Source organism: Parapedobacter lycopersici (assembly GCF_024643285.1).
Taxonomy (GTDB): domain Bacteria; phylum Bacteroidota; class Bacteroidia; order Sphingobacteriales; family Sphingobacteriaceae; genus Parapedobacter; species Parapedobacter lycopersici.
In genome coordinates, this window is sequence record NZ_JAMSLW010000001.1 from 40,839 (window position 1) to 65,700 (window position 24,862).

Below are 24,862 nucleotides of genomic sequence, written 5' to 3' on the forward strand. Positions count from 1 at the left end.
GCTGCTGTCTTTACGATCCGAATTTATTTTTCAATGCCGCCAGTTTTGAACCCATATCATCCTGCCGATTTCGCCGCCCCGTGGTGTTGCGGTCGCCCGGACGGCTTTTTTTCTGCACAGGTTTTTCACCGGTTTTCATTGACAGGCTGATCCGGTTACGCTTCTCGTCAACTTCCGTAACGGTAACCATTACCTTCTGTTGTACTTTTACGACCTCATTCGGGTCTTTTACGAACCGGTCGGCCAGTTGACTCAGGTGCACAAGACCGTCCTGGTGTACACCAATATCGACAAAAGCACCAAAATTGGTAATGTTCGTGACAATGCCCGGCAAACGCATTCCGATGCGGAGATCGGCCACGGTATTAACGCCATCCGTAAATGCAAACTGTTCAAATTGCTCACGGGGATCCCGTCCCGGCTTATCGAGTTCATTCAGGATATCCTTTAACGTGGGCATACCCACCGTGTCATTCACATATTGGCCCAAGCGTATCTGTTTTCGTAATTGCGGGTCACCGAGCAGGTCGGTTATGCTACAGCCCAGGTCGGACGCCATCTGTTGCACCAGGGCATACCGCTCGGGGTGCACACCCCCCGCGTCCAATGGATTCACGGCGTTACGGATGCGCAGAAATCCGGCAGCCTGCTCAAAGGCTTTCTCGCCAAGGCGGGGGACTTGCTTGAGGTCCTCCCGGCTGCGGAATGCGCCGTGCTTATCCCGGTAGCTCACAATCTGCTGGGCAAGGGAAGGCCCCAGCCCGGATACATAGGCGAGCACCTGTTTTGAGGCGGTATTCAATTCCACGCCCACTGCGTTGACACAGCTGACTACGGTGTCGTCCAGTGCCGTTTGCAGCTTATTTTGGTCCACATCATGCTGGTATTGCCCTACACCGATTGACTTAGGGTCGATTTTTACGAGTTCAGCCAGCGGATCCATCAGCCGGCGGCCGATGGATACAGCCCCCCGTACGGTAATATCATGATCCGGAAATTCTTCCCGTGCGACTTCTGATGCTGAGTAAATAGAGGCGCCGCTTTCGTTGACCATCACGACAATCACGTCGGGCAGGGCCAATTTTCGGACAAATGCCTCCGTTTCACGTCCGGCGGTACCATTACCGATAGCAATGGCCTGGATGTCATACTTTTGAACCAGAAAAGCAAGCGTTTTAACCGCTTCGGCTTCCTTCGCTGCGCCAGTATGCGGAAAGATGGTGCTGTTTTCCAGTAGCTTGCCCTGTTCGTCCAGGCATACCGTCTTGCAACCCGTGCGGAACCCCGGATCGATGGCCATCACGCGCTTCTGGCCCAAGGGTGCCGCGAGCAATAGCTGCCGGGCGTTTTCCGCAAATACACGGATCGCCTCTTCATCGGCCCGCTGGCGGGTCAGCATGCGGACCTCGGTTTCCATGGCGGGCTTGAGCAGTCTTTTATAGCCGTCTATCATGGCCATCCGTACCTGGGCACTTGCTTCACCCGAACCTTTTATATAGGCATGGTCAAGCAGCGGCAATATCGCCGTTTCAGCGACTTCCACATCCAGGTAGAGCATTTCTTCTTTTTCGCCCCGGCGCATGGCCAGTACGCGGTGTGAGGGCGCGCTTTTCAACGGCTCGGACCACGCATAGTAATCCCGGTATTTGATTGCTTCTTCTTCCTTCCCGGGAACCACCCGTGACACAAACAGGCCTTCGGCTAAAAACACCTGACGGGCTTTGGCCCGGATATCGGCATCCTCGGCAATGGTTTCCGCTATGATATCGCGGGCCCCGGCCAATGCATCCGCATCACTGGAAACACCGTTTTCAATGGATATAAAAGATTGGGCAGCAGTTGCAAGGTCTGTGATTTCCTGTGCCAGGATAAGTAGGGCAAGGGGTTCGAGCCCTTTTTCACGAGCCACACTTGCCCGTGTCTTGCGTTTGGGTTTGTAAGGGAGATAAAGATCTTCCAGCGCGGCCATGGTTTCAGCACTTCTGATCTGCTGTTCCAGATCGGGAGTAAGCTTGCCCAGTTCCGTCAGCGATTTCAGGATCGCCTCACGGCGCTTATCAAGCTCCCGGAGTTGTTGAACCCGGTCGCGGATGTGAGTAAGCTGTACTTCATCCAGACTGCCGGTCATCTCTTTGCGGTAACGGGCAATAAAGGGAACCGTAGCACCCTCGTCCAAAAAGGCCAGGGTTGTTTTGACCTGTTTTTCGGACAAAGCAAGCTCCCTGGAAATAATAATTTCGTAATTCATGGAATGGAAAGGCAGTGAGAAGGCTGCTTATGCGTTTTTCTCTTCGTTAACAGAAGCGGATGCGGGCGGATTGGACGATGAATCGGTTGAATCCTCCGAATGAACATCCGTAGCCGGCTTATCTTCCGCCTGCGTGTTTGCAGCAGTGGTCTGTGGCTGGTTATTGGATGGTTCGTTGTTGAAAGAATAGTCATCGGAATAACCGTCACTGCCATAGTAATCGTCCGGACTGGGGTTATGCTGATAAGTGCCTGCCGGAGCGGCAGTGCTGGCAGTACTGGCCTGGTTTAGTTTTTTGGGTTCTGACTCTTCTACAATGACGTCTTTTACCTCCAGGTCTTTTTCGAAATTATTGATCTGATCACTGATATCTCGCTTAATGCTTTCAGATGCATCTTTAAATTCGCGGATGCCACGGCCCAGGCCACGTGCCAGTTCGGGTAATTTTTTTCCACCAAATATTAAAAGGGCTACCACGATGATCAACATCATCTCACTTGTTCCAATATTCAGGAACGCCAATTCGGTACTCAACATAACAGTCGCTTTGTTTGTAACAGCTAAGGTAGGGTAAATTTTGTGAAATCCATGTAAATTTTGTGATATCCGCGGATGGGATAAAATAAAATATCCTGTCGCTTCCTTGCTTAATGCCGTGTCGGTCAGCGAAAAGTGTACTTCGGTGATCAATCGGCTGCTGCTCATCCATAGCGGAATGGCTGCATGTTATTCCGTCTGATACAGGGTGTTAAATAACCACTTCAACGTGCCGCGGGATTGTGCCCGGAAGGTGATGTCGGGACCAAAAGCATAAAATCTGCCCTTACCCACGGGCGCCGTAAATCCGGCGATCGTGTGCCGGAGGTAATCCGCTCCCCATATCCAGCCGCTAAGCAACGGATTTTGGTCGCCATACCACACTAATGGCTTGATTCCAAGGGTAGTTTTATTTTCTATTTGCCTGAAAACCGGACTGTTATCATACATCAACTGAACCGTATCCGGCATGCCCCAGCCTGCCGGATCAGCTACATCCGCATAAACACGGTGTACGCTGCCCGGTGCATAGAATTTTTCATTTGATAGGGCTTTTTCCTCTTCATTTTCATCGGTTTCCGTTAATGCGTTTTTTACCGGTAACCCCATATGATAGGCAAGATTAGTGCTTGTACCCGTCGTAAATATGACACCGCCGGCTTCTACAAAATCCAACAATTGGGGGATGGAGCGTTCAGCAGTAATATTTCCAAGCATGTGGCGGTAGGCTTCGGGGAAACTGGTTTCATCCGGCGGGGTACCCGCTGCCGCTTTCACGCCCGGGATTCCGGACCCGATGAAGAGCAGGATATCATATTTTTCCCGGAGCCTGCCTCCGTCGATCTCGCGCGGATACACAACCGTAAAATTGTCGAACCCGTACTGTTCCAGTATCCACCGTGTCCATCCGGACGTCATGGAGCCGCCATATCGATCGTAAAGGCCGATCCGCCGGCGCTTGATTTCCACCATCCGGCTGGGCTTTTTATCCAGCGGCGCCGGAGCTATACCCAGCGAATCCGCCAATTCGTCCAGCAACGGATAGGCGACTGATGGTACGAAAAAGGACCCCGCAGGCATGTTATTTACGGACTCTTCGGTCCGGTATACTGGAAAATTGGCTTTCAGCAAGCGGTTTGCCGCAACGTACGCATTATTAACCCGCGTATCGAGGAGGTATCCGATTGAGGATTCCACAGGCATTTTACCCGGCGGCGTCTGCAATTCACCGTATGGAATCGCGCTGAACGGACCGTCGAAATCATCCAGTATGCGATCAAATTCAATCCCGAACTGGTAAGCCAGCGTCCACCCCGCGGCATCATAGGGTCGGATAGGCGGGCCGCCCGGGTACTGGAAATCGTTTGGATGATCCTGGGGCTCGAACATATCCAGGACGTGCGGGCGGAATGCCTGATTGGTTTTTACGATGTAAGAACCTGCGGGGTAAGACTTGCCCGCCACTTCGAAATCCGCCGTTGCCCGGTGGATCAAAATGCCGGATTTGATCAGGGCATTGATAAAATGCACCGCCCTTGGGAAATCGACCTGGTTGGCCGGAATAACGAATCCGCGTGGGTCACGCAAATCCGGGTTTTCAAATACGGCTTCATAATACCGTAGCGGCATGCTGTGCTGGGATCCCGCTGTCTTGCTGCCCTTTTCCGCGGCCGTATCGGCAGCAAATGCATCTTTCATTTGGTCTATGTAGCCCGGTTTAGCGGTCCAGTTGTCGCGGCTTCCGCGTGCGATGGCGTGCTGGCCCATTTTGTACATATTGTACAGCAACTGATCCCCAAAGCGGCTTGCATAATCCAAAACGGCATAATTCAGGGAAACGGAATAGGCAATGGCATCGCGGAAGTGCCAGGGCCGCGGCTGCACGGGGTTGGGGGTGGCATTATCCGGAATCAGCCGTTCCGGAACCAGTGGAATAGCCATTGGCGTAGGATCCCCCGCAATTTCCGTGAGTATGCCGATACTGTTGTGGTAATAAGGCGTAGTGCGCAGACCACCGTTCCACCAGGTGGAATATACCGATCCGCTAAGCCGGGTGTAACCGGGTTTATCCTCAGCATTCAGCCGGTTAATCATTGCTGCCGCCACACCATCAATACCCGTAATCAACAGCGGATCAAGCACATGGTTGAATGGGTCCCGGTAAGGCGGTCCTGCCAAAACACTCCCCGGAGGGCCGGCTTGGTGGTGATTGTAAATGATCTGGGGCATCCAGTCGATATACTGGATCCGTGACATCGTGGTCGTTTCCCGCAGGTTGTTCATGTAAAAATCACGGTTGTTATCGTGCCCCGCGTATTTGTGATACAGCGTTGGGATATTCTTCGCCCGCTTTGCCGTATCGGCATATTGCATGTACCAATCGGAAACCAGCTCCTGCCCATCCGGATTGCAGTGGAACAGCAGGATAATAACGTCATCCAGTATCCGCAGGGTTTCCGGGTCGTTGCGACTGACCAGCTGGTAATAAGTCTCGATCAGCTGATGGGTCCCTACCGTTTCGGTGGCATGAAGCCCGCCGTCGATCCATATAACCGGTTTGCCTTCCATGGACAGTGCTTTTGCTTCTTCTTCCGGTACAGCCGCCCGGGCCATTTTTTGGGAAATTGAACGGTACCGTTCAAGGTTGGCTATGTTTTCCGGTGAGGAAATGATAATCAGGTACTGATCCCGCCCTTCAGCAGTTTTGCCTGCCACTTCCAATTTAACACGGGGCGAAACAGCTGCCAGTTTTTTAAAATAGGCGGCGGTCTGCGTGTAGTTGGCTAATTGGTAATCGTCACCGATATCGAATCCGAAATGCGCCTTTGGTGTTGGAATATCCTGCGCCCATACAGGCAGGGCCATGGTGATAAATGCCACCAGTGTATAAACGATTGATCTTATCATCGTAAGGGGTTAAAATGGTTAGTGCATGCTATCGTTGCCGCTAACGGCAAACTTAACAAAAAAATAATGGTTTATCCGGTGGCGGCTATGCTTTTGAATATTCGTACCTTTGACGGCCTTTGACGGGACGTTATGATGACTGGAAAATTGAAAGCTTACAGACCCTATTACCTGAGCAGTTTAGCCCTTGCCGGGCCAGTGGTCATCTCCCAGCTGGGGCATACGCTGGTGCATACGGCTGACAGCGTGATCGTCGGTCATTTTGCCGGTACGGTGCCCCTTGCCGCCGTATCCCTGGTGCACAGTGTATTCATGATTGTCATGGTGATCGGCCTGGGTATTGCCTACGGCATTACCCCGTTGATTGCCCAGGCCAATGGCAAAAAGGAATATGACGAGTGCGGTGTGCTCCTCTCGAATAGCCTGGTGATCAACATGCTGTCGGGCCTCCTGCTGTTTTGCATTGTTTATTTTGGCTCCATGGCGGCCATTGACCATTTGGATCAGGATCCGGAAGTGGTACGCGAGGCTAAGCCATACTTGTTCATCCTCAGTTTGTCTATGTTTCCGCTTATGATTTTCAGTGCGTTCAAGCAGTTTGCGGAAGGGCTTGGTTTTACCAAACAAGCAATGAACATTACCATCTGGGGAAACGTGCTGAACGTATTGCTGGCTATCCTATTTGTAAAAGGAATGTTCGGGCTGCCTGCCATGGGTGTAAGAGGTGTGGGATACAGCACATTAATCGACCGTTGCCTGATGGCACTCATCATGGGCTGGTATGTGTTCCGCTCTGTTAATTTCAAACGCTATCTTCCGCGGTTTAAACCATTCCGTGTCGACCGGCAGCGATGTAAAGCAATTCTGGGTATCGGCGCCCCGGTGGCGATGCAGTATGTGTTTGAAATCGGTGCATTCGCCGGTGCGGCAGTCATTGCAGGTACGCTGGGTGCCCATATCCAGGCGGCACATCAGGTGGCTATTACCCTGGCAGCCATGACGTATATGATGGCCAGCGGCATCGCCGCCGCAGCTACCATAAAGACAGGCAACAGCTTCGGCCAGCGTAATTTTTTCCGATTGAAGCGCTACGCGGTGTCGAGCTATCATATCGTGCTGGCGTTCATGGGAATCACCGCACTGTTGTTTGCGCTGCTGAACCAATGGTTGCCGTGGATTTTTACCCGCGACCTCATGGTAATCGGCATTGCGGCGGAACTGCTGATCATCGCCGGCCTGTTTCAGCTGTTCGACGGCACACAGGTCGTCGGTTTGGGCATCCTGCGGGGTATAGGCGATGTGAATATCCCCACATTGATTACCTTTATCGCCTATTGGATCGTGGGGCTCCCGGGTGCTTACTTACTGGGCATCACCATGGGGTGGGGGATTAAGGGCATCTGGTTCGGGCTTACCCTCGGTTTATTGACTTCATCGGCATTGCTGTATCTCCGTTACCGGAGGGTGGTTGCCGGACTTTACCGGGAATCGCGCTGAAAACGGGAACCGCATCCACCCGATGATGGATGGTCGAAAGCAGCGGATAAGCTAAGCAGCCAATAATTAGGGCTTAAATTTCGCGGTTGATATCCCAGTTTTCCAGGTAATCCGCTACACGTTTCAAAAACCGGCCGCCGAGTGCGCCATCCACCACCCGGTGGTCATACGACATCGAGAGGTACATCATGTGCCGAATACCGATCATATCCCCGTACTCCGTTTCGATTACTGCCGGCTTCTTGGTAATGGTACCTACTGCCAGGATCGCAACCTGCGGCTGGTTGATAATCGGCGTACCCATGATGTTGCCAAAGGCGCCGATATTGGTTAATGTGAATGTGCCGTCCTGGGTGTCATCCGGTTTTAACTGGCTGTTGCGTGCGCGGTTTGCCAGGTCGTTTACGGCTTTGCTGAGACCGACCAGGCTTAACTGGTCGGCGCGCTTGATCACGGGTACAACCAGGTTGCCCGAAGGCAGCGCAGCGGCCATACCAATATTGATGTTTCGTTTTTTTATGATCTGCGTGCCGTTAACCGAGATATTGACCATTGGGAAATCCCGCAATGCCTTGCTTACAGCTTCAATGAAAATGGGCGTAAGCGTGATTTTTTCACCTTCCCGTTTTTCGTAAGCGGTCTTTATTTTATTGCGCCAATTCACGAGGTTGGTGACGTCGGCCTCCACAAAGGAGCACACATGCGGGGCAATCTGCACGCTTTTTACCATGTGCTCGGCGATAAGCCGGCGCATACGGTCCATTTCGATAATCTCATCCGATGGTGAAACGATCACCGTGCCGGATCCTGCCGCAGGCTCCGGCGTGTATACGGCTCCGGTGGCAGCCGGTATTTCGGTTGGCGGGGTCTGTGGAGATGCGCCGCCGCCGTCTTTTCTGGTTTCGAGGTAATTCAGTATATCCTGCTTGGTTACCCGGCCTTCGGCGCCCGTACCCGTAATGCGTTCCAGTTCTTCTGCTGTAATCCCTTCCTGGGCGGCAATGCTTTTTACCAGCGGCGAATAGAACCGGGTGCCGGCAGCGTCGGTCGCCGGTGCCGAAGGTTCGGCAGCTGGCTCGTCAACACCGGTTTCTTCAAGCTGGTCGATCCCGGGAATAGCCGGTTCGGCTAGTTCCTGCACAGGCTCCGGTTGCTGCCCCATGTCTGTTGCTGCACCTTCTGTTTCAATGGTAGCGATTACATCGCCGACCTGAGCTACGTCATTTTCCGCAAACAGCCATTCTTTCAGGATGCCGGACACGGGCGACGGTACATCCGAATCAACCTTATCCGTGGCCACTTCCAGCACGGGTTCGTCTTCCTCAATCCGGTCGCCTGGCTGCTTCAGCCATTTTACAATGGTTGCTTCCGATACGCTTTCGCCCATGCGGGGCAGTTGTAACTGATGTATAGCCATAACCTTGATCGTACTATTGATGAAATCGGCCTAAGTTACATAGATAATTGATGAAAATTAAAAGATTAAAATATTATTTTGAAAAAAAAGCCGATGACGTAATTAAATTTCTTTATTCTGAATAAAGGGTAAATTGTCGCTTAGCGAAGTGCCGGGTTTTCTGCAAACAGCAATTGCCGCAGCAACAGCAGCGCGGCCGTGCCTGCCCGTTCAATGTTGACGAGCCTATCGCTCCCGAAGCGATACTCCCGGGTGATTACCTGCTGCTTTCCGGCGACGGCAATCCACACCAGCCCGACGGGCTTTTCGGCTGAGCCGCCATCCGGCCCCGCGATCCCGCTTACCGCCACCGCGTAATCGGTCCGGAAACTGGTCCGTGCACCTGCAGCCATTTCCTGCACAGTCTTTTCGCTGACTGCACCGTGTAATTCCAATGTTTCCCTGTTCACACCCAATAACTGCATTTTCAAGGCATTGGAATAGGTGACCGCGCCACCCTCAAACGCGCGGCTGCTGCCCGGTATTGCCGTAATGCGCCTAGCGACATCGCCCCCGGTACAGCTTTCGGCAGTCGCAAAGCGGTAACCAGCGGTCTGCATGGCCATTAAGATCTGAGATTCGAGCGCAACGTCCCCATCACCCAGGAAATAGTCGCCAATACGCGACTTGAGGGTACTGGCAATCTGCTGCGTCTCCTGTTGCAGCGCCCCCAGGTCTGCCCCGGTAGCCGTGAGCCGCAAGCGTACAAGTCCCGGTTTAGGGAGGTAAGCAAGGTGGATATGGGGAGGTAATGCCAGTTCGATATCGGCAATTTTTTCGGCGAGAAACGACTCACCAAGGCCACCGGTAAGCAGCGTGTGATGCCAGCGGGGTACACGGCCATCCAGTTGTCGGAGCCTGGGGAGCACGCGTTCCTGCATGATGTGTTTCATCTCAAAAGGAACGCCGGGCATGATGATGTATGTTTTATTGCGGTAATCCTGCCACATGCCCGGTGCGGTGCCGAGGTCATTAAACAGCACCGTGCTGCCGGTAAGCACGTCCGCCTGCTTGCGGTTTATGTCGAGCATGGGCCGTTGGGTGCGACTGAAAATGGTTTCCACATGGGTAAGCACATCGGCATCCCGGCGCAGGCCGCAACCAAAATAAGTGGCGAGGGCCTGTTTGGTCACATCGTCCTTTGTGGGGCCAAGGCCACCGGTGACGAAAATCAGGTCGGCCCGGTCCGCTGCCTCGCCAAGCGCCCGGATGATCGCCTCCGCGGTATCCGCTACCGAGCTGATCTGCTTGACATGGATGCCCTCGGTATTCAGCTGTTCTGCCAGCCATGCCGAATTGGTATCTACAATCTGGCCGATGAGAATTTCATCGCCTATGGTAATGATTTCAGCAAACATGATGTTTATATATGTGCGTGGCGGCAAAGCGCCGCTCATTAAAACCTATTGTATGAATCGTTCCGTTTGGTCAGTTTCAGGTCCTGCAGGATGGAGGCCTTCGCCCGGATGGTTACGTTATAACTCTGGAATTGCCCGAATGGCACCCAGCCGAATGACATATCCCAGCAATGCAGGTCGCGGTAAATGCTGAACCGCGTCAGTGACACTTCCTTCCGTTTGAAATCATACCCCGAATTAAACTGCACTTTCCATTTGGGCGTGACACTGAAGTCGCCATGTACGTTGACGGTACTGGTGATGTTTGCGGTGTTGCCGAATTTCGAATATTGAAAACTGAACGATCCGGCGAGGTTCCACGGGATATTGAAGTCGACAAACGCATTTGGATCCGAACTGATCCGTGCCAGTGCCTGTTGCTGTTCAGGGGTCATGCTGTTGCGCTGGTTGTTGAGCGAGTCGAGTCCATTCTGCCGGTTTCTGTTCGCGTCCGGGTTAAAACTGTAGTCGAAAGACAGGCCAAAGCTCGTCAGTCGTGCCAGTTTACCGTCCTTAATGGCAAACCGGTTGACACGGCGGCCGTTTTCATCGATACTGTACGGATCAAATGTACCGTTGAAGTTCAGGTTAATCTTCTGATTGAACAGTGCCGTACGGCCCGAGAAATTAATATTGGACAGGTTGAACGAGTCGGCCACAAAATTATAGTTCCCGGTAAATGTCAGGCCCTGCAGGATCGGGATTTTTTTGATCCCGCTTTCCGACGTATCACGTCTGCTGAGTACTTTTGCCTCAATATTATTGTTGATGGAAAAGCCGATTCCCATGGAGCGGCCGCTGCCCGGTGAACCGAACATACCACCTTCAAAAATGGAATACTGCGTCTCCAGCCCCTGGGCATTTACAAATGAACGGTAAAACCCGTACATGTCTTCCGAAAAATCCGGGCGGTAGTTGAGGTTTACCGAAGGTGTAATGACATGCCGGATCGCCTGGATCCGCCCGATCTTCGGGTACATGCCGTATATTTTCGTTGCCAGGCCCGTCGATACCGAATAATCATACGCCCGGTTAAAACCCTGTAACGTATCGCGGACTTCCTCGAACCCCGAAGGCGTGTTTTCCAACCGCCTCCGGATACTTTGCAGGTACCACCGCTCCGTGTAATTTACGCTGGTGTTGAACTGGAAGAACTTAAGAACATTGAGCGATAGGCTTACGGGGATATTGTGTTGGAAGCCATTGCGGAATTTCCCCAGCGTTTCCTTGTTGAAAAGCCCCGTTTCCTCGGCGTCGAGTGAATTGCGTCCCTGCAGGCTATAGGATACATTAATCCGCTGATACCATTTCTGTTCACCCACGCGGTCTTTGGAATCAAACGGGTTGAATGAGCTTACGTTCAATGCAAAGGTAGGTAGCTCCAGTTGCACCCTTCCGGTATTGATGTCCTGATTGTGGCGGAATGCGGAAGTAAAGTTCACCCTGCCGTCGGCAAATGTTTTCCCATAGGCAATGCTTGACTGCATGTTGTTCCGCGTCATCTGTTCGTAGTTGTACGAGCCGTTTGCCGCGGTGTTCTGAAAATATGAACCGGTACCGAAGTTAACGGAAGCGCTGAACGTGGTTCCCGGGTTGGCCTCCTGGCGCTGGGTGTGGTTCCAGGTGAAGTTGAAGTCCTTGGTCGGCCGGTATTCCGGTGTGCCCTCCACACCGTTGCGCAGGGAGGCAAAGCGGAAATTGAAGCCGCCGTCATATTTGTAGTTTACCCGGTAGCGCGTTGCCAGGGCAACTTCCCACGATCCCTTTGAATACAGGTTACCCCGCACTTCGCTGTCCCAGTAATCATTGAACGCAAAATACCACCCGATATCACGCAGCCAGAACCCCCGGGTAAAATCCTCGCCGAAGGAAGGGAAGAGAAAGCCGGAGGAACGCTTGTTCGGCTTGGGGAAGAAGCCAAAGGGAATGGTCAGAAATTTAAGTGGAACCCCTTCCATGACCAGGTATGCGGGTCCGGAGATGATCTGGTTCTCGGTCACGATGCCTTTGCTGATCTGGATGCCGAAATGCGTGTGGGGCTGGGGGAGGTTACAGGTACTGTACAGCCCGTGGTAGAGTGACATCTCGTTGTACTGGTTTTTGCGCACCCGCTCCGCCTGGATGTATCCACCCTCCACTTCGGTGAAAATACCGTGCGTAATTCCCACTGCTGTATCAAAATTATAACGCAGGGAGTCAACCGATTTCGGGGTCTCATTGGGAAAAATGACCACGGGCCGGCCCACATATTTATTGTTGTGGTCATACCGCCCGCTGGCAAATACTTCCTTGGTCGTCTGGTTCACGCGGATGTAATCCGCCGAAAGCTCGAACCCTTCGTATTTTACCCGTGCTTCCCGGTACAGGTGGATGGTATTGGAGGCCATATCGGTAACCTGCGAGTCGGCCGCGACAATGCTGACCACGGCATTCAGTCCACCCGGATCCTGTGTTAACGTATCCGGATTGTTACCCAGTGAATCTGCCGTCAATGTATCTGGTTGTGTGTTGCCAAGGGTATCAGCCAGGGGCTGCTGCTGAAGGGTGTCTGTGGCGGCTTTATCCCCTTCCGAATTTTCCTGTGCATATACCGATACACCGGAAAATATCGTTAAGAAGAATAAAGTATAAGAAAAAAAAGCTGCAACTGACTTCAAATTTGACAACGAATATTATTTTTGCAATAAATCGGATTGCGCACAAAATTAATTAAAAATAGTTAGGATTTCGGTGTTTTCAAATATATTCACCCGATCGTTATCCAACAGGATAACGAATTTGAATGCCGCGGTGTGACAGCGCAACGCGGCAGGAAAACCGAACCCCCAAAATAGCGATATGATCAGCAAATATTTTACACCATACATTTATTGTTTCCTGTTTCTGCTTGCCTTATCCTTACCAACGGCTGCATCGGCAAATCAGTATACCGATTCGGTCTATACCATCCGGACCATTGTTTTGGACGCAGGCCACGGCGGCGATAAACCCGGTGCCCGGGGGAGTTCCTCGCTGGAGAAAAACCTGGCACTGCAGGTGACATTGAAGCTTGGTAAGGCCATTGAGGCGGCCATACCGGGGGTCAAGGTTTACTATACCCGCACCACCGATACGGACGTTGAGCTGTATAAACGCATTGAGCTGGCGAACAGCAAGCGGGCGGATCTGTTTATTTCGATTCACTGTAATTCCGTGCCTGCCAAACTGGCGAAGCGGATTACCGGTACGGAAACCTTCGTGTCCGGATTCAGCCGGTTGGGCGAACAGGATGCCGCGTTCCGTGAAAATGCCGATATTCTGCTGGAGGAGAATTATGAAGATAATTATCAGGGGTTCGATCCGAAGGATCCGGAGAGTTATATTGTCTTTTCCCTGATGAAAAACCAATACCGCGACCAAAGTATCCGTTTGGCTTCGTTTATCCAGGGTGAATATGTCAAATCAGGAAGGCCGGACCGGGGTGTGCAGGAACTGAGCCTGGCCGTGCTGGCCCGTGCGGGTATGCCCGCTGTTCTTACGGAAATCGGTTTTATCAGCCACCCCAGTGAGGAGGCATACATGAAGTCGGAAAAAGGGCAGGCGGAAATCGTGAAAAATCTATTGGATGCCATCAAAGCATACAAGCGGCAGGTGGAGCGCTGAACAATTCGGCACCAAACTTGTTCTAAGGGTGAGTAACATGCAACGCATTATTGACTGATAAATCAATACCATTTTGAAAATTCCAAACGAAACCAAGGTCGGGATCCTGGCCGTTGTCGCTATTGCAATACTGGTGATTGGGTACAGCTTCCTGAAAGGGAACGACGTGTTCAGCAGCGACCAGACATTCTATGCGGTGTACGAACGGGTGGACGGACTGACCTCATCGAAACCCATTCTGGTGAATGGTTATCAGATTGGCCGGGTGTCTGAAATGGAATTGCAGCCCGATGGACGGATACGGACGGAGTTTAAGGTGAGCCGCAATTACGCAATCCCTTCCAATACCATTGCCCAGCTGGCCAGTACCGATCTTTTAGGGGGGAAGGCTATCGTCTTTGAATTGGGGGATAGCCCTGAATACGCGCAAAACGGCGATGAATTGCAGGCCTCGATCCAGAAGAACATTATGGAACAGGTAGAACCTATCCAGAAAAAAGCACAGGATATTGCTGCAGTGCTGGACTCCGTGCTCAGTTCGATCAACAATACCATTAATGCGGATTTTCAACGTGATTTTAACCGAAGTGTCAGCAGTATTGCCAACTCCCTGCAAAACCTGGAGGGGATTACGCGTCAGCTGGACGGGCTGGTTGTTTCCGAGCGCAACCGCATCAGCGATATCATGACCAATGTAGTGTCCATTACCGGAAACCTGAAAAATAACAATGAGAAGATCTCGCAGGTACTGGACAATCTCAACCAGATCACCGATCAGGTAGCCCGTGCCAACTTCGCTGAAACGATAACCAGCGCAAATAAAGCGATGGCTGACTTCCAGTCGATTACCGATCGCATCAACCAGGGCCAGGGATCGATAGGCCTGCTGCTGAACGACGAAGAGCTGTATAATAACCTGAATCAGGCTTCCATGAATCTGGAAGCGCTGATTGGCGATATGAAGGCAAGGCCCGGCAGGTATGTGCATTTCTCCGTATTTGGCCGGAAAAACACCGATTAGCCAGCCGGAAAAGGCACCGGTAAATCCATTGCATTTAATTAAAAAAGGATTTGTCATTTTGGGGAATAACCGTTATTTTTGCAGTCCAAAACAAAATCCTATGCGGAAGTGGCGTAATTGGTAGCCGCACCAGACTTAGGATCTGGCGCCGCAAGGCGTGGGGGTTCGAGTCCCTTCTTCCGCACTTGAATCCTCCCGAATACTTCGGGAGGATTTTTTATATAACGATGCGATAAACGCTTACTAATGAGTATGAATATTTCACACGAAAACATCGACGACGTCAACGCCGTCATTACAGTGGACCTCGGTCCGGAAGACTACACCCCCCAGGTAGACAAGGCCATTAAAGAGCAGGCCAAGAAAGCAAAATTGCCGGGATTCCGCCCCGGTATGGTCCCCGTATCACACATTAGGCGTACATATGGAAAAGCCATTCTGTTTGACGAGATCAACCGGGTGGTCAGCGATAAAATCAACGAATATATCGGCGAGCAGAAACTGGAAATCCTGGGCCAGCCGCTGCCGAAGGAAGACGATAAGAACGATTATAACTGGGATTTTAACGACCAGTTTTCCTTTCAATACGAAATCGGCCTTGCCCCGCAATTTGCTATTCCGTTTACCGAAAAATCAACGTTTACGGAATACGAGATTAAAGCAGACGAAGAAACACTGGCCTCACGCATTAAAAACCTGCGCCGCAGCTACGGCAAGATGACCAATCCGGATGTTTCGGAAGACGGGGATGTTCTGTATGGCGAGCTGCAACAGGTGGATGCCAAGGGCGAAGCGGTAGCAGGCGGTATCGTAAATACGGCGTCCGTGCGGACAGATCTGGTAGATGATAAGAAAATAAAGAAACAGCTGATCGGACTTAAGAAAGACGATGAGGTGGTTGTGGATATCAAAAAGGCGTTTAAAGCCGACAGTGATATTGCCCGTGTACTCGGCATTACGGAAGAAGAAGTAGCCGGACTGGATCCCGCTACCGTGAAATTAACCGTGAAAAACGTGAACCGGCTGGAAGAAGCGGATCTTAATGAAGCGCTTTATGATAAGTTATTCGGTGAAGGAACGGTAAAAACCGAAGAGGCCTTCAGGGAAAAAGTGCGGGAAGAAGTAGAAGGCATGCTGGAGCAGAATGCTACACAGAAATTGCAGAACGACCTGTATACAACGGGCATGGACGCTGTGGATGCGGCTTTCCCGGAAGAATTCCTGAAGCGCTGGCTTAAAGCGACCAACGCGAACATTAAGGCGGATGAGCTGGAAGAAGGTTTCCCTGACTTTTTACGGAACCTGAAATGGACGATCATTGAAAACCGGATCATTACCAAGAATAGCCTGGAGGTAAAATACGAAGAAGTGCTGGCACTGGCCAAGGAACGGATTGAAGCGCAGATTAAGCTTTATGGCCAGGGACAGGAAGTTAATGAGCAGCAGTTATCGCAATACGCTGTGCAGCTGCTTGGCGACAAGGAACAGGCCAACCGCCTGTTTGATGAAGTAAAAGCAAAGAAGGTATTTGATTACCTGAAAGGGCTGGTAAAACTGGAGAAAAAGGAAATCGCATACGATAAATTCCTCGAATTGAAATAAGATTCGCCCCGCAGGGGCCGATCACCTGAAAACCTCATCGCAAGGGCAGTATTGTAATGCCGGCGCGATGAGGTTTTTTTTATTTAGCTGATTTTTAGTTGTCAGGTACTGCTACAAATTTGGCCAGCGGCGCCATCCGTGCCCGGAATAATTGCAGGGTGTCTGTGCTGACGTGGTAGCTGTCTGCGGTTTCAAGGACTCCAATCATGTCGTTTTCGATTTCCATGTTTTCACAGGCCATCATGGTGCGGATCATGTGGGAGAAGCCGATGCGGTTGGGTGCTTTCAGCTCGAATGTACCGCCCATGCCGTTACAGCCCCCCGTTCCCTCAACGCGGTTTGAAACAGCGGTCAGCCGGATAAAAGGCTCTTTCATCGTGCTGCCCGGTTCCACCGGCTTGCCGTGCAACTCGACAAGCTTCCAGTATTTCCCGATCAGTGTGTCGTCTATTTTCTCAAGTACATAGTGGTCGGCCAGCGTGCCTGTTATGCGGTTGCCTTCGTGGTCGAGCTGGATCAGCCTGTTTTCGCCTACCTGGAATTTCTGGCCATCGCCATCCAGCGTGATCCTCCCGCCGGCATCGTCCCAGGTAAATTGACCGGTTTCGGTATATACCGAATCGCCCCGCTCCAGGTAACTGGTTTGCAGCGTATAACCGCCGTCCTCCGAGAGTGTCAGCGTGGTCTGTATACCCGGACAATCCGCACAGGGCAATGTCCCCTGATACATGCCGGCCCAATCAAGTGCATTTTGACTGTTGTGGGCCGGATCCGGATTTGCCTGTCCGGCTTCCCTATTGCTTTTGCAGGCAGTGACGGTGACGACTGCCAGCATCAGCACACCTAACGCCCATTTTCCGGTTTGTGTTTTCATGATATTTTCATTTAAAAACCAATGTACATAAAATGTACCAAAAAAGATAAATGTATTATGTTGAGCAGATTAGCAAATGCTTAATAAACCAGCTGTTGAAAAATAGCCGGACGGCGTTGCGCGCAGGTATGGAGGACTTGCCTATGGTACCCCGTTCCCGGAACTGAAATAATAAGCCTGTTTATTTTACTTATCTGATTCATGGCGGAACCCTAATGTGCTTTTTTTAAGTTATTAAATAATTGTATTTCAATGGATAAACAGGTTGATCGGTATAAAAATTGAGAAAATACTTGTAACCAAATGGTTTTGTTTTTACTTTTGTGAAACCAAATGGTTACAAATAATAATATGGAAATAAGAAGAGACGTATTTCAGGCAATTGCTGATCCTACCCGCAGGGCGATTATCCATTTACTTTCACAGCAGTCAATGAATCTCAACAGTGTGGCTGATAACTTTGAAATCAGTCGCCCTGCCATATCCAAACACATCCGTATACTTACAGAATGCGGTTTGGTTACCATCCGACAAAAGGGGCGCGAGCGCTATTGTAATGCAAATCTTCAACCCCTAAATGAGGTGTCGGCCTGGGTAAAACAATACCGGAAATTCTGGAATGGCCGGCTCGATGCTTTGGAAGAATTGCTGAAAAGCGATCTTGATACCGATAAACAGCAATAGGACGGCGGTGAATTCTCAAAAGGAACAATAAAGTAACTCATCTAAAATAGATCACTGTCAAACAAAAATAGCAACGTATGAATGCACATGGAAAAATGATCGCGCCGGATACGATCCGGTTTGAGCGGCTGCTGCCCGGGCCGGTTAGTCGGGTATGGGAATACATTACCGATGCTGAAAAACGCCGTAAATGGCTCGCTAAAGGCGAAATGGAACTTTCGGCAGGCGGTGAATATACCCTGCACTTTAAGCACGCCGAATTAAGTGACGAACAGGACACCCCTCCGGAGAAATACAGGGAAATGGTCGAAACAGGACACAGTTTTTCGGGTACGGTGCTGCAATGTGATCCGCCGCATTTAATTGCCTTAACCTGGGGCGATGGATCGGAGGTAACGATTGAACTCAGGGAACAAAACCAGGACAATGCGGTATTGCTCATCTTAACCCACCGGAAATTATCCCCGAAAGCGAATGTCCGCATCAGTGTCGCCAGCGGATGGCATACACACCTCGGCATCCTCGCCGCGATACTCAATGACGTTGCCCCGAAAGGCTTCTGGGAAATACACAACCAAGTGGAAAAGGAATACGAAGGCAACGTTTGAGGAACGCGGTCAATTTAGGAAACGTTCCTCCGCCAATTCCTTATTACATGCCGCTCCGGCCAGGTTACCGGTAGAAACGGCGAAGGCGACGGAACGGAACATCGACGAGTTGTCTCCTGCAGCAAAAACACCATCCACGGTTGTCTTCTGCAGGTCATCCACGGTAAGTAGTCCCCGTTCGTTTAGCGCGCAGCCAAGCTGTCCGGGGATATCGGAATGCTGCTCTTGCGGTAATCCGGCATAGAGCGCGGTGAACGGCATGGCAGAACCGTCTTTGAAAACGACCTGGCGGATCTGACCCTTGCTGTGGTCGATGTGGCCGACTTCTTTTGCCACTACCTGAATGTGTTGCTTTGCCAGGTGTGCCTCCTGATCCGGTGTAAATGACGGTTTACCATTGGTGAGAACGGTTAAATCACGGGTAAGGTTGGAAACCAGCGATGCATAATGATGAGCGGCATCACCATTCGCCAAGATTCCTGTTTGCTGTCCGTGGTATTCGTAGCCATGGCAGTAGGGGCAATGGATAGCCGAAATACCCCAGCATTCGGCGAAACCTGGAATGTCAGGCATGATGTCCCTGAGACCCGTTGCGAAGATCAGTTTTTTAGCCATGAATGTCCGGCCGGACTGCGTCTCTATTTCAAATCCGGCCAGACTTTTTCTGCCGTTAACCGCCGTATCATTATGAAAACGGACGGTATCGTATTGCAGCACCTGACTTTTGCCTAAATCAGCGATTTCCCGGGGGGCAACACCGTCCTGGGTCAGGAAATTGTGCGAATGCGGAGTCTGCCTATTGCAGGGTAAACCGCCATCGATGATGAGTACCTGCCGTAAGGACCGGCCCAGCGCCATGGCTGCGGATAAACCGGCATAGCTGCCGCCGATGATAATCACGTCGAATGTCTGCTGTTCTTTCATGGATTCCGGAATAAAATAAATCGTCAGGCAAAGATGCTAATTGATTTCTTTTAATGCAATTATGTTGCTTTTTATGACACTTGTTTTACGGTTTACACGTGTTGATTCGGGATGTCCGGCCGTACTGGATTAGGTATGCTGGCAAAAAAAATTATCTTTGTGTATGGCGTTTAAAAAGGGGATGTCTGTATTTTGGTCGCTGTATATGTTCTTTTTTGCCGTACCGTTTCCGATGTTCCTGTATTACAGCATCAATTATTCGGGCAGCGGCCAACGGCATGTGGGTTCATTGTCCAGCCCCTATTTGGCACTCGCATACCTGGCGTTGGCTGTCGTTTGCTGGTGCTGGCTGTTTTTCCGTTATTTCAGGCAGTGGATCGTCTCGCCGATCCGGGAAGAGCGCCAGCTGGCCGCGTTATTAAAGACCGGTATCCCACGGGAAGCGACGGTCGTTACATCAGAAGCCAAAGGAAAACCGGTCGATGGATACCCGCAACTGGCGGTTACGCTCCGGTTTGATAACCTGTCGGGCACCCCGATTCAGGAGACACTTCCCGTCGTTGATATGCGTCCCGGACTGCACCGTTTTGATACCGGTAAGCCGGTACGCCTCCGCATTAACCAGGACCTGGCGAAAACCCCGGTCATCGTTATGGACGGTTCCGAATTCCAGCCCGACCGCCGTCGGCAGCTGGTGATTGGACTGGGATGGTTCCTGTTGCTGGCTGTGGTAGCGGCTTATTTTGTGTTTAGTTACCGTTATGAAAACCAGGGGACGGGCTGGCGCTTTCTCACCTTTTTCCATCCGTTGCTGGTGTGCCCGATTACCCTGCTGGCCCTGCGTTGGCTGGTCAGCGGCGGCCTTGGAAAATTGTTTCTCAGTAACACGGATGCAATACAGCTGAAGTATGCAGGCCATCGCGCGGAGGCCCGGTTGTTGGAAGCCCGGCAAACGGGCACCTACATCAATGAACAGCCGCAGGTACGTTTTGAACTGGAATATGAAGATGCACGGGGCATCGTGCACCGGACCAGCTTTAAGAAAATCGTCGACCTGCTTGAAATGGATATTACCCGGTCGAAAACCATCCCCATTTTTTACTTGGCAGACCAGCCGCAGACCGTGGCGTTTGCTACAGACCTTGAAGATACTACGTAACATGAAGAACACTCGTTTTTGGATGCATGCACGTTATGTCGGAATATGCAGCACTATCCTGTTGATGGGCGCATGCCGCCAGGTATCGCAGAGCATAACCGATACCTTTAATACGCGGCCCGACGAACACCTGTTTTCGGAAGCCGACGAACGCATTAGCGGATTCGTGGCGGATGAAGTTGCGTTGGCCCGGGCAGAACAGCAGTTGCGGGAATTGCCGCAATACCGTTCCAGGTCCATTTACCTGTATGCCGATATCCATTTTTATGATGACGGCCGCATCATGGCCAAGCTGCAGCATCCGGAAAACCCGGAATTTATCGATGCCTATACCTATAGCGGGGGCAAATGGAGTGATCCCACTCCCGTCCAGCTTTCCGTGCGCGAGCAGCTGCAGGAGAAACTGGTGGCGCTGGACAGCGTTCCCTTCCGCACCGTGGCCACGGTGATCCGGAATTACAACGAAAAAGCGGCCCTGATAGCGGGAGCGGATCAGGCGGACCATGTTTACCTGATTATCCGCTATGGCATTACCCAGTGGTATCCCAACCAGATTGACGGGTCGCGGGAATTGTGGTATATCTATTTTCATCGCGATGGTTCGGTGGCTTCTTTCGAACGTAGCTGAACAATGGCATGACCAGTAAGGTATTTACGCTTTTATGCCGGTACAGCTGCATGGTGATCGGGTGCAGCCTGGCCCTCTCCGCGCTGGCCCAGGAGCGCCACGGATGGCCGGGCACGTGGACAGTGCAATACCAGCCATGGCCCCATATTCCACCCATTGAAATGCAGCTGCAGATCGCAAATCCGGTTGAAAACATGCTTTATCCTGCACGGCTATCCCTGGTGCACGGTCATTTCAAGGGTGAATATGAATTGCTGCTGGTGAAGAAGAATGACCACCAGCTGGGGATCGGACGGAATAAAGTACCGGTCGAAGAGCAGCCTTTCGGACTGGGGCCGTGGATGATGTACCTGAACGGGGTATTGGAGCGTGCACCGGCGAACACCGGAAACCAGCTGGTATTGAAGCGGCTTTGGATCGACCGTTTCGGCATATTCATGAGTGGCGTATACGATAACGAATTTTACACCAATACTAAGGTATATATCCGGGATTTCCTGTATCAGCAGCCGATCACCCTTAACCGTGTAAACGACATCCCCTGGGAACATCCCCATACCGAGCGGATTGTGCACACCGACTCGCTCTATTACGGGGTATATGATCCTGTCCGGACCGATGCGCCCCTGTTATCCTTTGCCGTACAGGATGAAGAACGGTACGACCGGGATACGGTAACCGTGGTACATAACGGCCGGATGGTGGCTGACCACCTGCCGGTTGAGCAGGCGATGGCACTTGATGGACTCAGATTGGACAGCGGGGAAAACTACATCGCCTTTTTTGCCGATAATTACGGCGATCTGCCACCCAATACGGCAAACTTCATTGTCGGTACCGAAGGCAGCCGCGCACAGCTTTATGCATTTGATTTCAGCGACCGGTCCAATGCCTATGCCACGGTGATGGTCGCGCGCTTTCAGTACCTGCCGGCAGGAGAGGGGAAGGATAGGTCCGGTGAAGGGGAAGCGCGTAGGCCGGTTGCGGATAACCCCGCTGAAAAACCGCGGTATTCCGGAAAGACGGCTGGGCGGCGCGACCTGCGCATTGGCCAGTGGACGGTGCAGTCCGAAAAGGTACAGCTGGAAATCTGGGACGAGCAGCTGGAAGACGGCGACATCATTTCCGTGCAGGTGAATGGAATCCCGGTTGCCGATCGGATAACCGTTACCAAGGGGGGTAACCGCTTTGGGATTGCGCTGAAGCCCGGAAACAACCGGATATTATTCCGGGCTGAAAATCTCGGCCGGATACCACCGAATACCGCAGCATTGCGCATTATCGCCGACGGGGAAGAACGCACGTTTCAGCTGAGCACCGACTTCGAGCGGAATAATGTGCTGGATATCGTGGTAAAAGACTAAAATCCGTATATTGTGTTGTCGGTTGGCTGCCGTTACGCGGTTTCCGGCCGGTTAAATTGACAGGTTTGCATTATGAAACCATACGATGAACTCAGTATACCGGAAGCAACGGAGCTGCAACGCGGACTCCGGGCCAAACTGGATATTGGCGAGCGTCCGCTTCAGCTGGACCTGATCGGGGGAGCCGATATTTCACTGAACCTATACAGCACCACGGTATATGCCGGCATTATCCTGCTTTCCTTTCCGGAACTGAAACCCGTCAGCTGGTCGCTGGTTAAGGCTGAAACCAGGTTCCCTTATGTACCGGGTTACCTGGCCTTCCGGGAAGTGCCCGCGCTTATACAGGCCTGGAACCAGTTGCCGGTTAAACCCGGCGTACTGGTGGTCGATGGCCACGGTATCGCCCATCCGCGCCGGATGGGTATTGCCACCCATTTCGGTATTGAAACCGGACAGCCAACCATTGGCTGTGCAAAAAAGCTGCTGACCGGCATGTTTGATCCGCCGGCTCCGGAAACCGGCAGCCACCGTCCGATACTTAGCAGAGAGGAGCAGATTGGCCACGCCTTCCGCAGCAAAAGGAACGTGGCCCCCGTTTTTATATCGCCGGGTCACCTCATGGGCATGAACAATAGCCTGCAGGTTATCCGTCAGTGCCTGGGCAGGTACCGGATTCCCGAGCCCACGCGGCTGGCCCATGAGCTGGTAAACCGGTTCAGGCGAGGAGAGCTGAAAGAAGGATATGCCTCGGCATCCGGTTGAGCCAGCGGAAAAGGAGCACGGCCGACTAACGGAGGCTTGCCTATTATAGGCGTTGCATATCACTGGAATTTAGCTAAGTTTGCGGAAAAGGCATAAATTATGGTCCTGGAAAATGACTACCTGCATGTGGCATTGGCCGCCAAAGGCGCCGAACTGCAAAGCCTGCGTCGACGGAGTGATCAATTGGAATACCTTTGGAATGCTGATCCGGCATACTGGGCCAAAACCAGTCCGATCCTGTTTCCAATCGTCGGTGCACTGAAGGATGATACATACCTGTACCAGGGCCAACCATACCGGTTACCGCGTCACGGGTTTGCGCGTGACCTCGTTTTTCACGAAAAGCAGGTTTCTGCAACGGCCGGTGAGTTTACCCTGACTGATACTGAAGAAACCAGAAACGTATACCCGTTTGCTTTTCAGCTGAAACTCCGCTATGCGCTTGCCGGGGCAAAACTTATCTGCACATACGAAGTGTCAAATCCGGATCAGCGGCAACCGTTGCTGTTTTCCATCGGGGGGCACCCGGCGTTTGCGACGCCCACAGCCGGCGATGCCGGCTACGGCGACTATTACTTGGAGTTTCCGGATGACGAGATATTGTATTGCCACCGTGTAGTGGAGAATCTGGTAGGTGATTCCATCAGCGCTATCCCCCTGGAGAATCACCGCCTGCCGCTTTCACATACGCTCTTTTATGCCGATGCACTTGTCCTGAAAACCCTGAACAGCCAGCGGGTTTCGCTCCGCAATATATTGAATGACAGCGGTCTCCGATTTAACCATGAATACTTCCCTTATTTCGGTATATGGGCGGCCCGGGACGCTGATTTCGTTTGCCTTGAACCCTGGTACGGTATCGCTGACGGCGTGGCGCACAACCAGCGGCTTGAAGAGAAAGAAGGCATCCAGCGCCTTGCAGCCGGAGAGACATGGACGGCAACCTGGGCGGTGGAATGTTTTTAAGCAGCCCCGGGGCCGATAACAACAGTAGTTAACAGCAAGAAATATGGAAAACAACTGGCAGACTACCCATACCGATACGGTTTACGAAAACCCTTGGATCAGGGTAGAACACCACGACGTCATTACACCTGCCGGCCATCCGGGCATTTACGGGGTGGTGGGATTCAAGAATAAAGCGATCGGCATTGTTCCCCTCGACGAAAACGGATTTATTTACCTCGTGGGTCAATACCGCTATACACTCGGGGAGTACTCGTGGGAAATTCCGGAAGGGGGAGGGCCGATCGGCGAAGATGCCCTGGCTGCGGCGCAGCGGGAGCTGCAGGAAGAAACCGGCCTGAAAGCCGGAAACTGGCAGCGGATCGGGCGGATCCATACGTCCAATTCGGTCACCGATGAGGAGGGGTTTATTTATTTGGCGCGTGAACTCACACAGGGGCCGTCCAGTCCGGAGGAAACGGAAGAATTGCAGGTCCGTAAAATTCCGCTGGCCGAGGCGGTAGATCTGGTAATGCGCTCGGAAATTACAGATTCCATCTCCATGTGCGCCATCCTGATGGTCGCGCGGATGATGGGTATATAA

The 24,862-nt window shown here is 51.9% G+C and carries 20 protein-coding genes and 1 tRNA gene; 13 read left to right on the forward strand and 8 right to left on the reverse strand.

The genetic code is table 11. The annotated features are described in order from the left end of the window. Positions 1-10: 10 nt before the first annotated feature. The 3 genes from NEV57_RS00195 to NEV57_RS00205 form a co-directional block, all read right to left on the reverse strand. On the reverse strand, positions 11-2,248 hold the full coding sequence (locus NEV57_RS00195) for a Tex family protein (protein WP_257656270.1): 2,238 nt from the start codon (positions 2,246-2,248) through the stop codon (positions 11-13). A gap of 27 nt (positions 2,249-2,275) precedes the next feature. Further along, positions 2,276-2,785, reverse strand: a complete 510-nt coding sequence (locus NEV57_RS15705) for a Sec-independent protein translocase subunit TatA/TatB (protein ID WP_307876364.1) — start codon at positions 2,783-2,785, stop codon at positions 2,276-2,278. 189 nt (positions 2,786-2,974) lie between these two features. After that, positions 2,975-5,692, reverse strand: a complete 2,718-nt coding sequence (locus NEV57_RS00205; RefSeq protein ID WP_257656271.1) for a M14 family metallopeptidase — start codon at positions 5,690-5,692, stop codon at positions 2,975-2,977. Between the two features lie 135 nt (positions 5,693-5,827). Here NEV57_RS00205 and NEV57_RS00210 point away from each other — a divergent pair, with 135 nt between their 5' ends. Next, entirely contained in the window at positions 5,828-7,189 is a 1,362-nt protein-coding gene (locus NEV57_RS00210) for an MATE family efflux transporter (protein ID WP_257657015.1), read from the forward strand. Positions 7,190-7,262: 73 nt separating this feature from the next. On the opposite strand, the gene NEV57_RS00215 is transcribed toward NEV57_RS00210, so the two are convergent. From NEV57_RS00215 to NEV57_RS00225, 3 genes are all read right to left on the reverse strand, one after another. Then, positions 7,263-8,606: a dihydrolipoamide acetyltransferase family protein gene (locus NEV57_RS00215; RefSeq protein ID WP_257656272.1), complete on the reverse strand. Its 1,344-nt coding sequence runs from the start codon at positions 8,604-8,606 to the stop codon at positions 7,263-7,265. A gap of 140 nt (positions 8,607-8,746) precedes the next feature. Beyond that, entirely contained in the window at positions 8,747-10,003 is a 1,257-nt protein-coding gene (locus NEV57_RS00220; RefSeq protein WP_257656273.1) for a competence/damage-inducible protein A, read from the reverse strand. 38 nt (positions 10,004-10,041) lie between these two features. Continuing rightward, positions 10,042-12,699 carry a putative LPS assembly protein LptD gene (locus NEV57_RS00225; protein WP_257656274.1) on the reverse strand — a complete coding sequence of 886 codons (2,658 nt, stop codon included), beginning with the start codon at positions 12,697-12,699 and terminating at the stop codon, positions 10,042-10,044. 181 nt (positions 12,700-12,880) lie between these two features. On the opposite strand from NEV57_RS00225, the gene NEV57_RS00230 reads away from it, so the two are divergent. The 4 genes from NEV57_RS00230 to tig all read left to right on the forward strand — a co-directional run bounded on the left by NEV57_RS00230 (position 12,881) and on the right by tig (position 16,307). Then, on the forward strand, positions 12,881-13,684 hold the full coding sequence (locus tag NEV57_RS00230; protein ID WP_257656275.1) for an N-acetylmuramoyl-L-alanine amidase family protein: 804 nt from the start codon (positions 12,881-12,883) through the stop codon (positions 13,682-13,684). Positions 13,685-13,757: 73 nt separating this feature from the next. After that, on the forward strand, positions 13,758-14,705 hold the full coding sequence (locus NEV57_RS00235; RefSeq protein WP_257656276.1) for an MlaD family protein: 948 nt from the start codon (positions 13,758-13,760) through the stop codon (positions 14,703-14,705). Between the two features lie 102 nt (positions 14,706-14,807). Beyond that, positions 14,808-14,889 (forward strand) — tRNA-Leu (locus NEV57_RS00240). A 68-nt stretch (positions 14,890-14,957) separates the two neighbouring features. Further along, the gene (gene tig / locus NEV57_RS00245) at positions 14,958-16,307 is read left to right on the forward strand and encodes a trigger factor (protein WP_257657016.1); all 1,350 of its coding nucleotides are present in this window, start codon (positions 14,958-14,960) and stop codon (positions 16,305-16,307) included. Positions 16,308-16,401: 94 nt separating this feature from the next. Here the strand turns inward: tig and NEV57_RS00250 are convergent, their stop codons facing one another. Next, complete coding sequence (locus NEV57_RS00250) at positions 16,402-17,181, reverse strand: copper resistance protein NlpE N-terminal domain-containing protein (protein ID WP_257656277.1); 780 nt, start codon at positions 17,179-17,181, stop codon at positions 16,402-16,404. A gap of 351 nt (positions 17,182-17,532) precedes the next feature. Here NEV57_RS00250 and NEV57_RS00255 point away from each other — a divergent pair, with 351 nt between their 5' ends. Both NEV57_RS00255 and NEV57_RS00260 read left to right on the forward strand, forming a co-directional pair. Beyond that, the gene (locus NEV57_RS00255) at positions 17,533-17,865 is read left to right on the forward strand and encodes an ArsR/SmtB family transcription factor (protein WP_257656278.1); all 333 of its coding nucleotides are present in this window, start codon (positions 17,533-17,535) and stop codon (positions 17,863-17,865) included. Positions 17,866-17,942: 77 nt separating this feature from the next. Continuing rightward, on the forward strand, positions 17,943-18,473 hold the full coding sequence (locus NEV57_RS00260) for an SRPBCC family protein (RefSeq protein ID WP_257656279.1): 531 nt from the start codon (positions 17,943-17,945) through the stop codon (positions 18,471-18,473). Between the two features lie 9 nt (positions 18,474-18,482). On the opposite strand, the gene NEV57_RS00265 is transcribed toward NEV57_RS00260, so the two are convergent. Then, a complete protein-coding gene (locus NEV57_RS00265; RefSeq protein WP_257656280.1) occupies positions 18,483-19,397 on the reverse strand; it encodes an NAD(P)/FAD-dependent oxidoreductase in 915 nt (304 codons plus the stop codon). A 163-nt stretch (positions 19,398-19,560) separates the two neighbouring features. Here NEV57_RS00265 and NEV57_RS00270 point away from each other — a divergent pair, with 163 nt between their 5' ends. The 6 genes from NEV57_RS00270 (at position 19,561) to NEV57_RS00295 (ending at position 24,862) form a co-directional block, all read left to right on the forward strand. Next, positions 19,561-20,556, forward strand: a complete 996-nt coding sequence (locus tag NEV57_RS00270) for a hypothetical protein (protein ID WP_257656281.1) — start codon at positions 19,561-19,563, stop codon at positions 20,554-20,556. 1 nt (position 20,557) lies between these two features. After that, complete coding sequence (locus tag NEV57_RS00275; protein ID WP_257656282.1) at positions 20,558-21,184, forward strand: hypothetical protein; 627 nt, start codon at positions 20,558-20,560, stop codon at positions 21,182-21,184. Positions 21,185-21,192: 8 nt separating this feature from the next. Continuing rightward, the gene (locus NEV57_RS00280) at positions 21,193-22,548 is read left to right on the forward strand and encodes a hypothetical protein (RefSeq protein ID WP_257656283.1); all 1,356 of its coding nucleotides are present in this window, start codon (positions 21,193-21,195) and stop codon (positions 22,546-22,548) included. Between the two features lie 72 nt (positions 22,549-22,620). After that, a complete protein-coding gene (gene nfi / locus NEV57_RS00285; protein ID WP_257656284.1) occupies positions 22,621-23,313 on the forward strand; it encodes a deoxyribonuclease V in 693 nt (230 codons plus the stop codon). A 99-nt stretch (positions 23,314-23,412) separates the two neighbouring features. Beyond that, complete coding sequence (locus tag NEV57_RS00290) at positions 23,413-24,279, forward strand: aldose 1-epimerase family protein (RefSeq protein WP_257656285.1); 867 nt, start codon at positions 23,413-23,415, stop codon at positions 24,277-24,279. Positions 24,280-24,322: 43 nt separating this feature from the next. Further along, positions 24,323-24,862, forward strand: a complete 540-nt coding sequence (locus tag NEV57_RS00295; protein WP_257656286.1) for an NUDIX domain-containing protein — start codon at positions 24,323-24,325, stop codon at positions 24,860-24,862.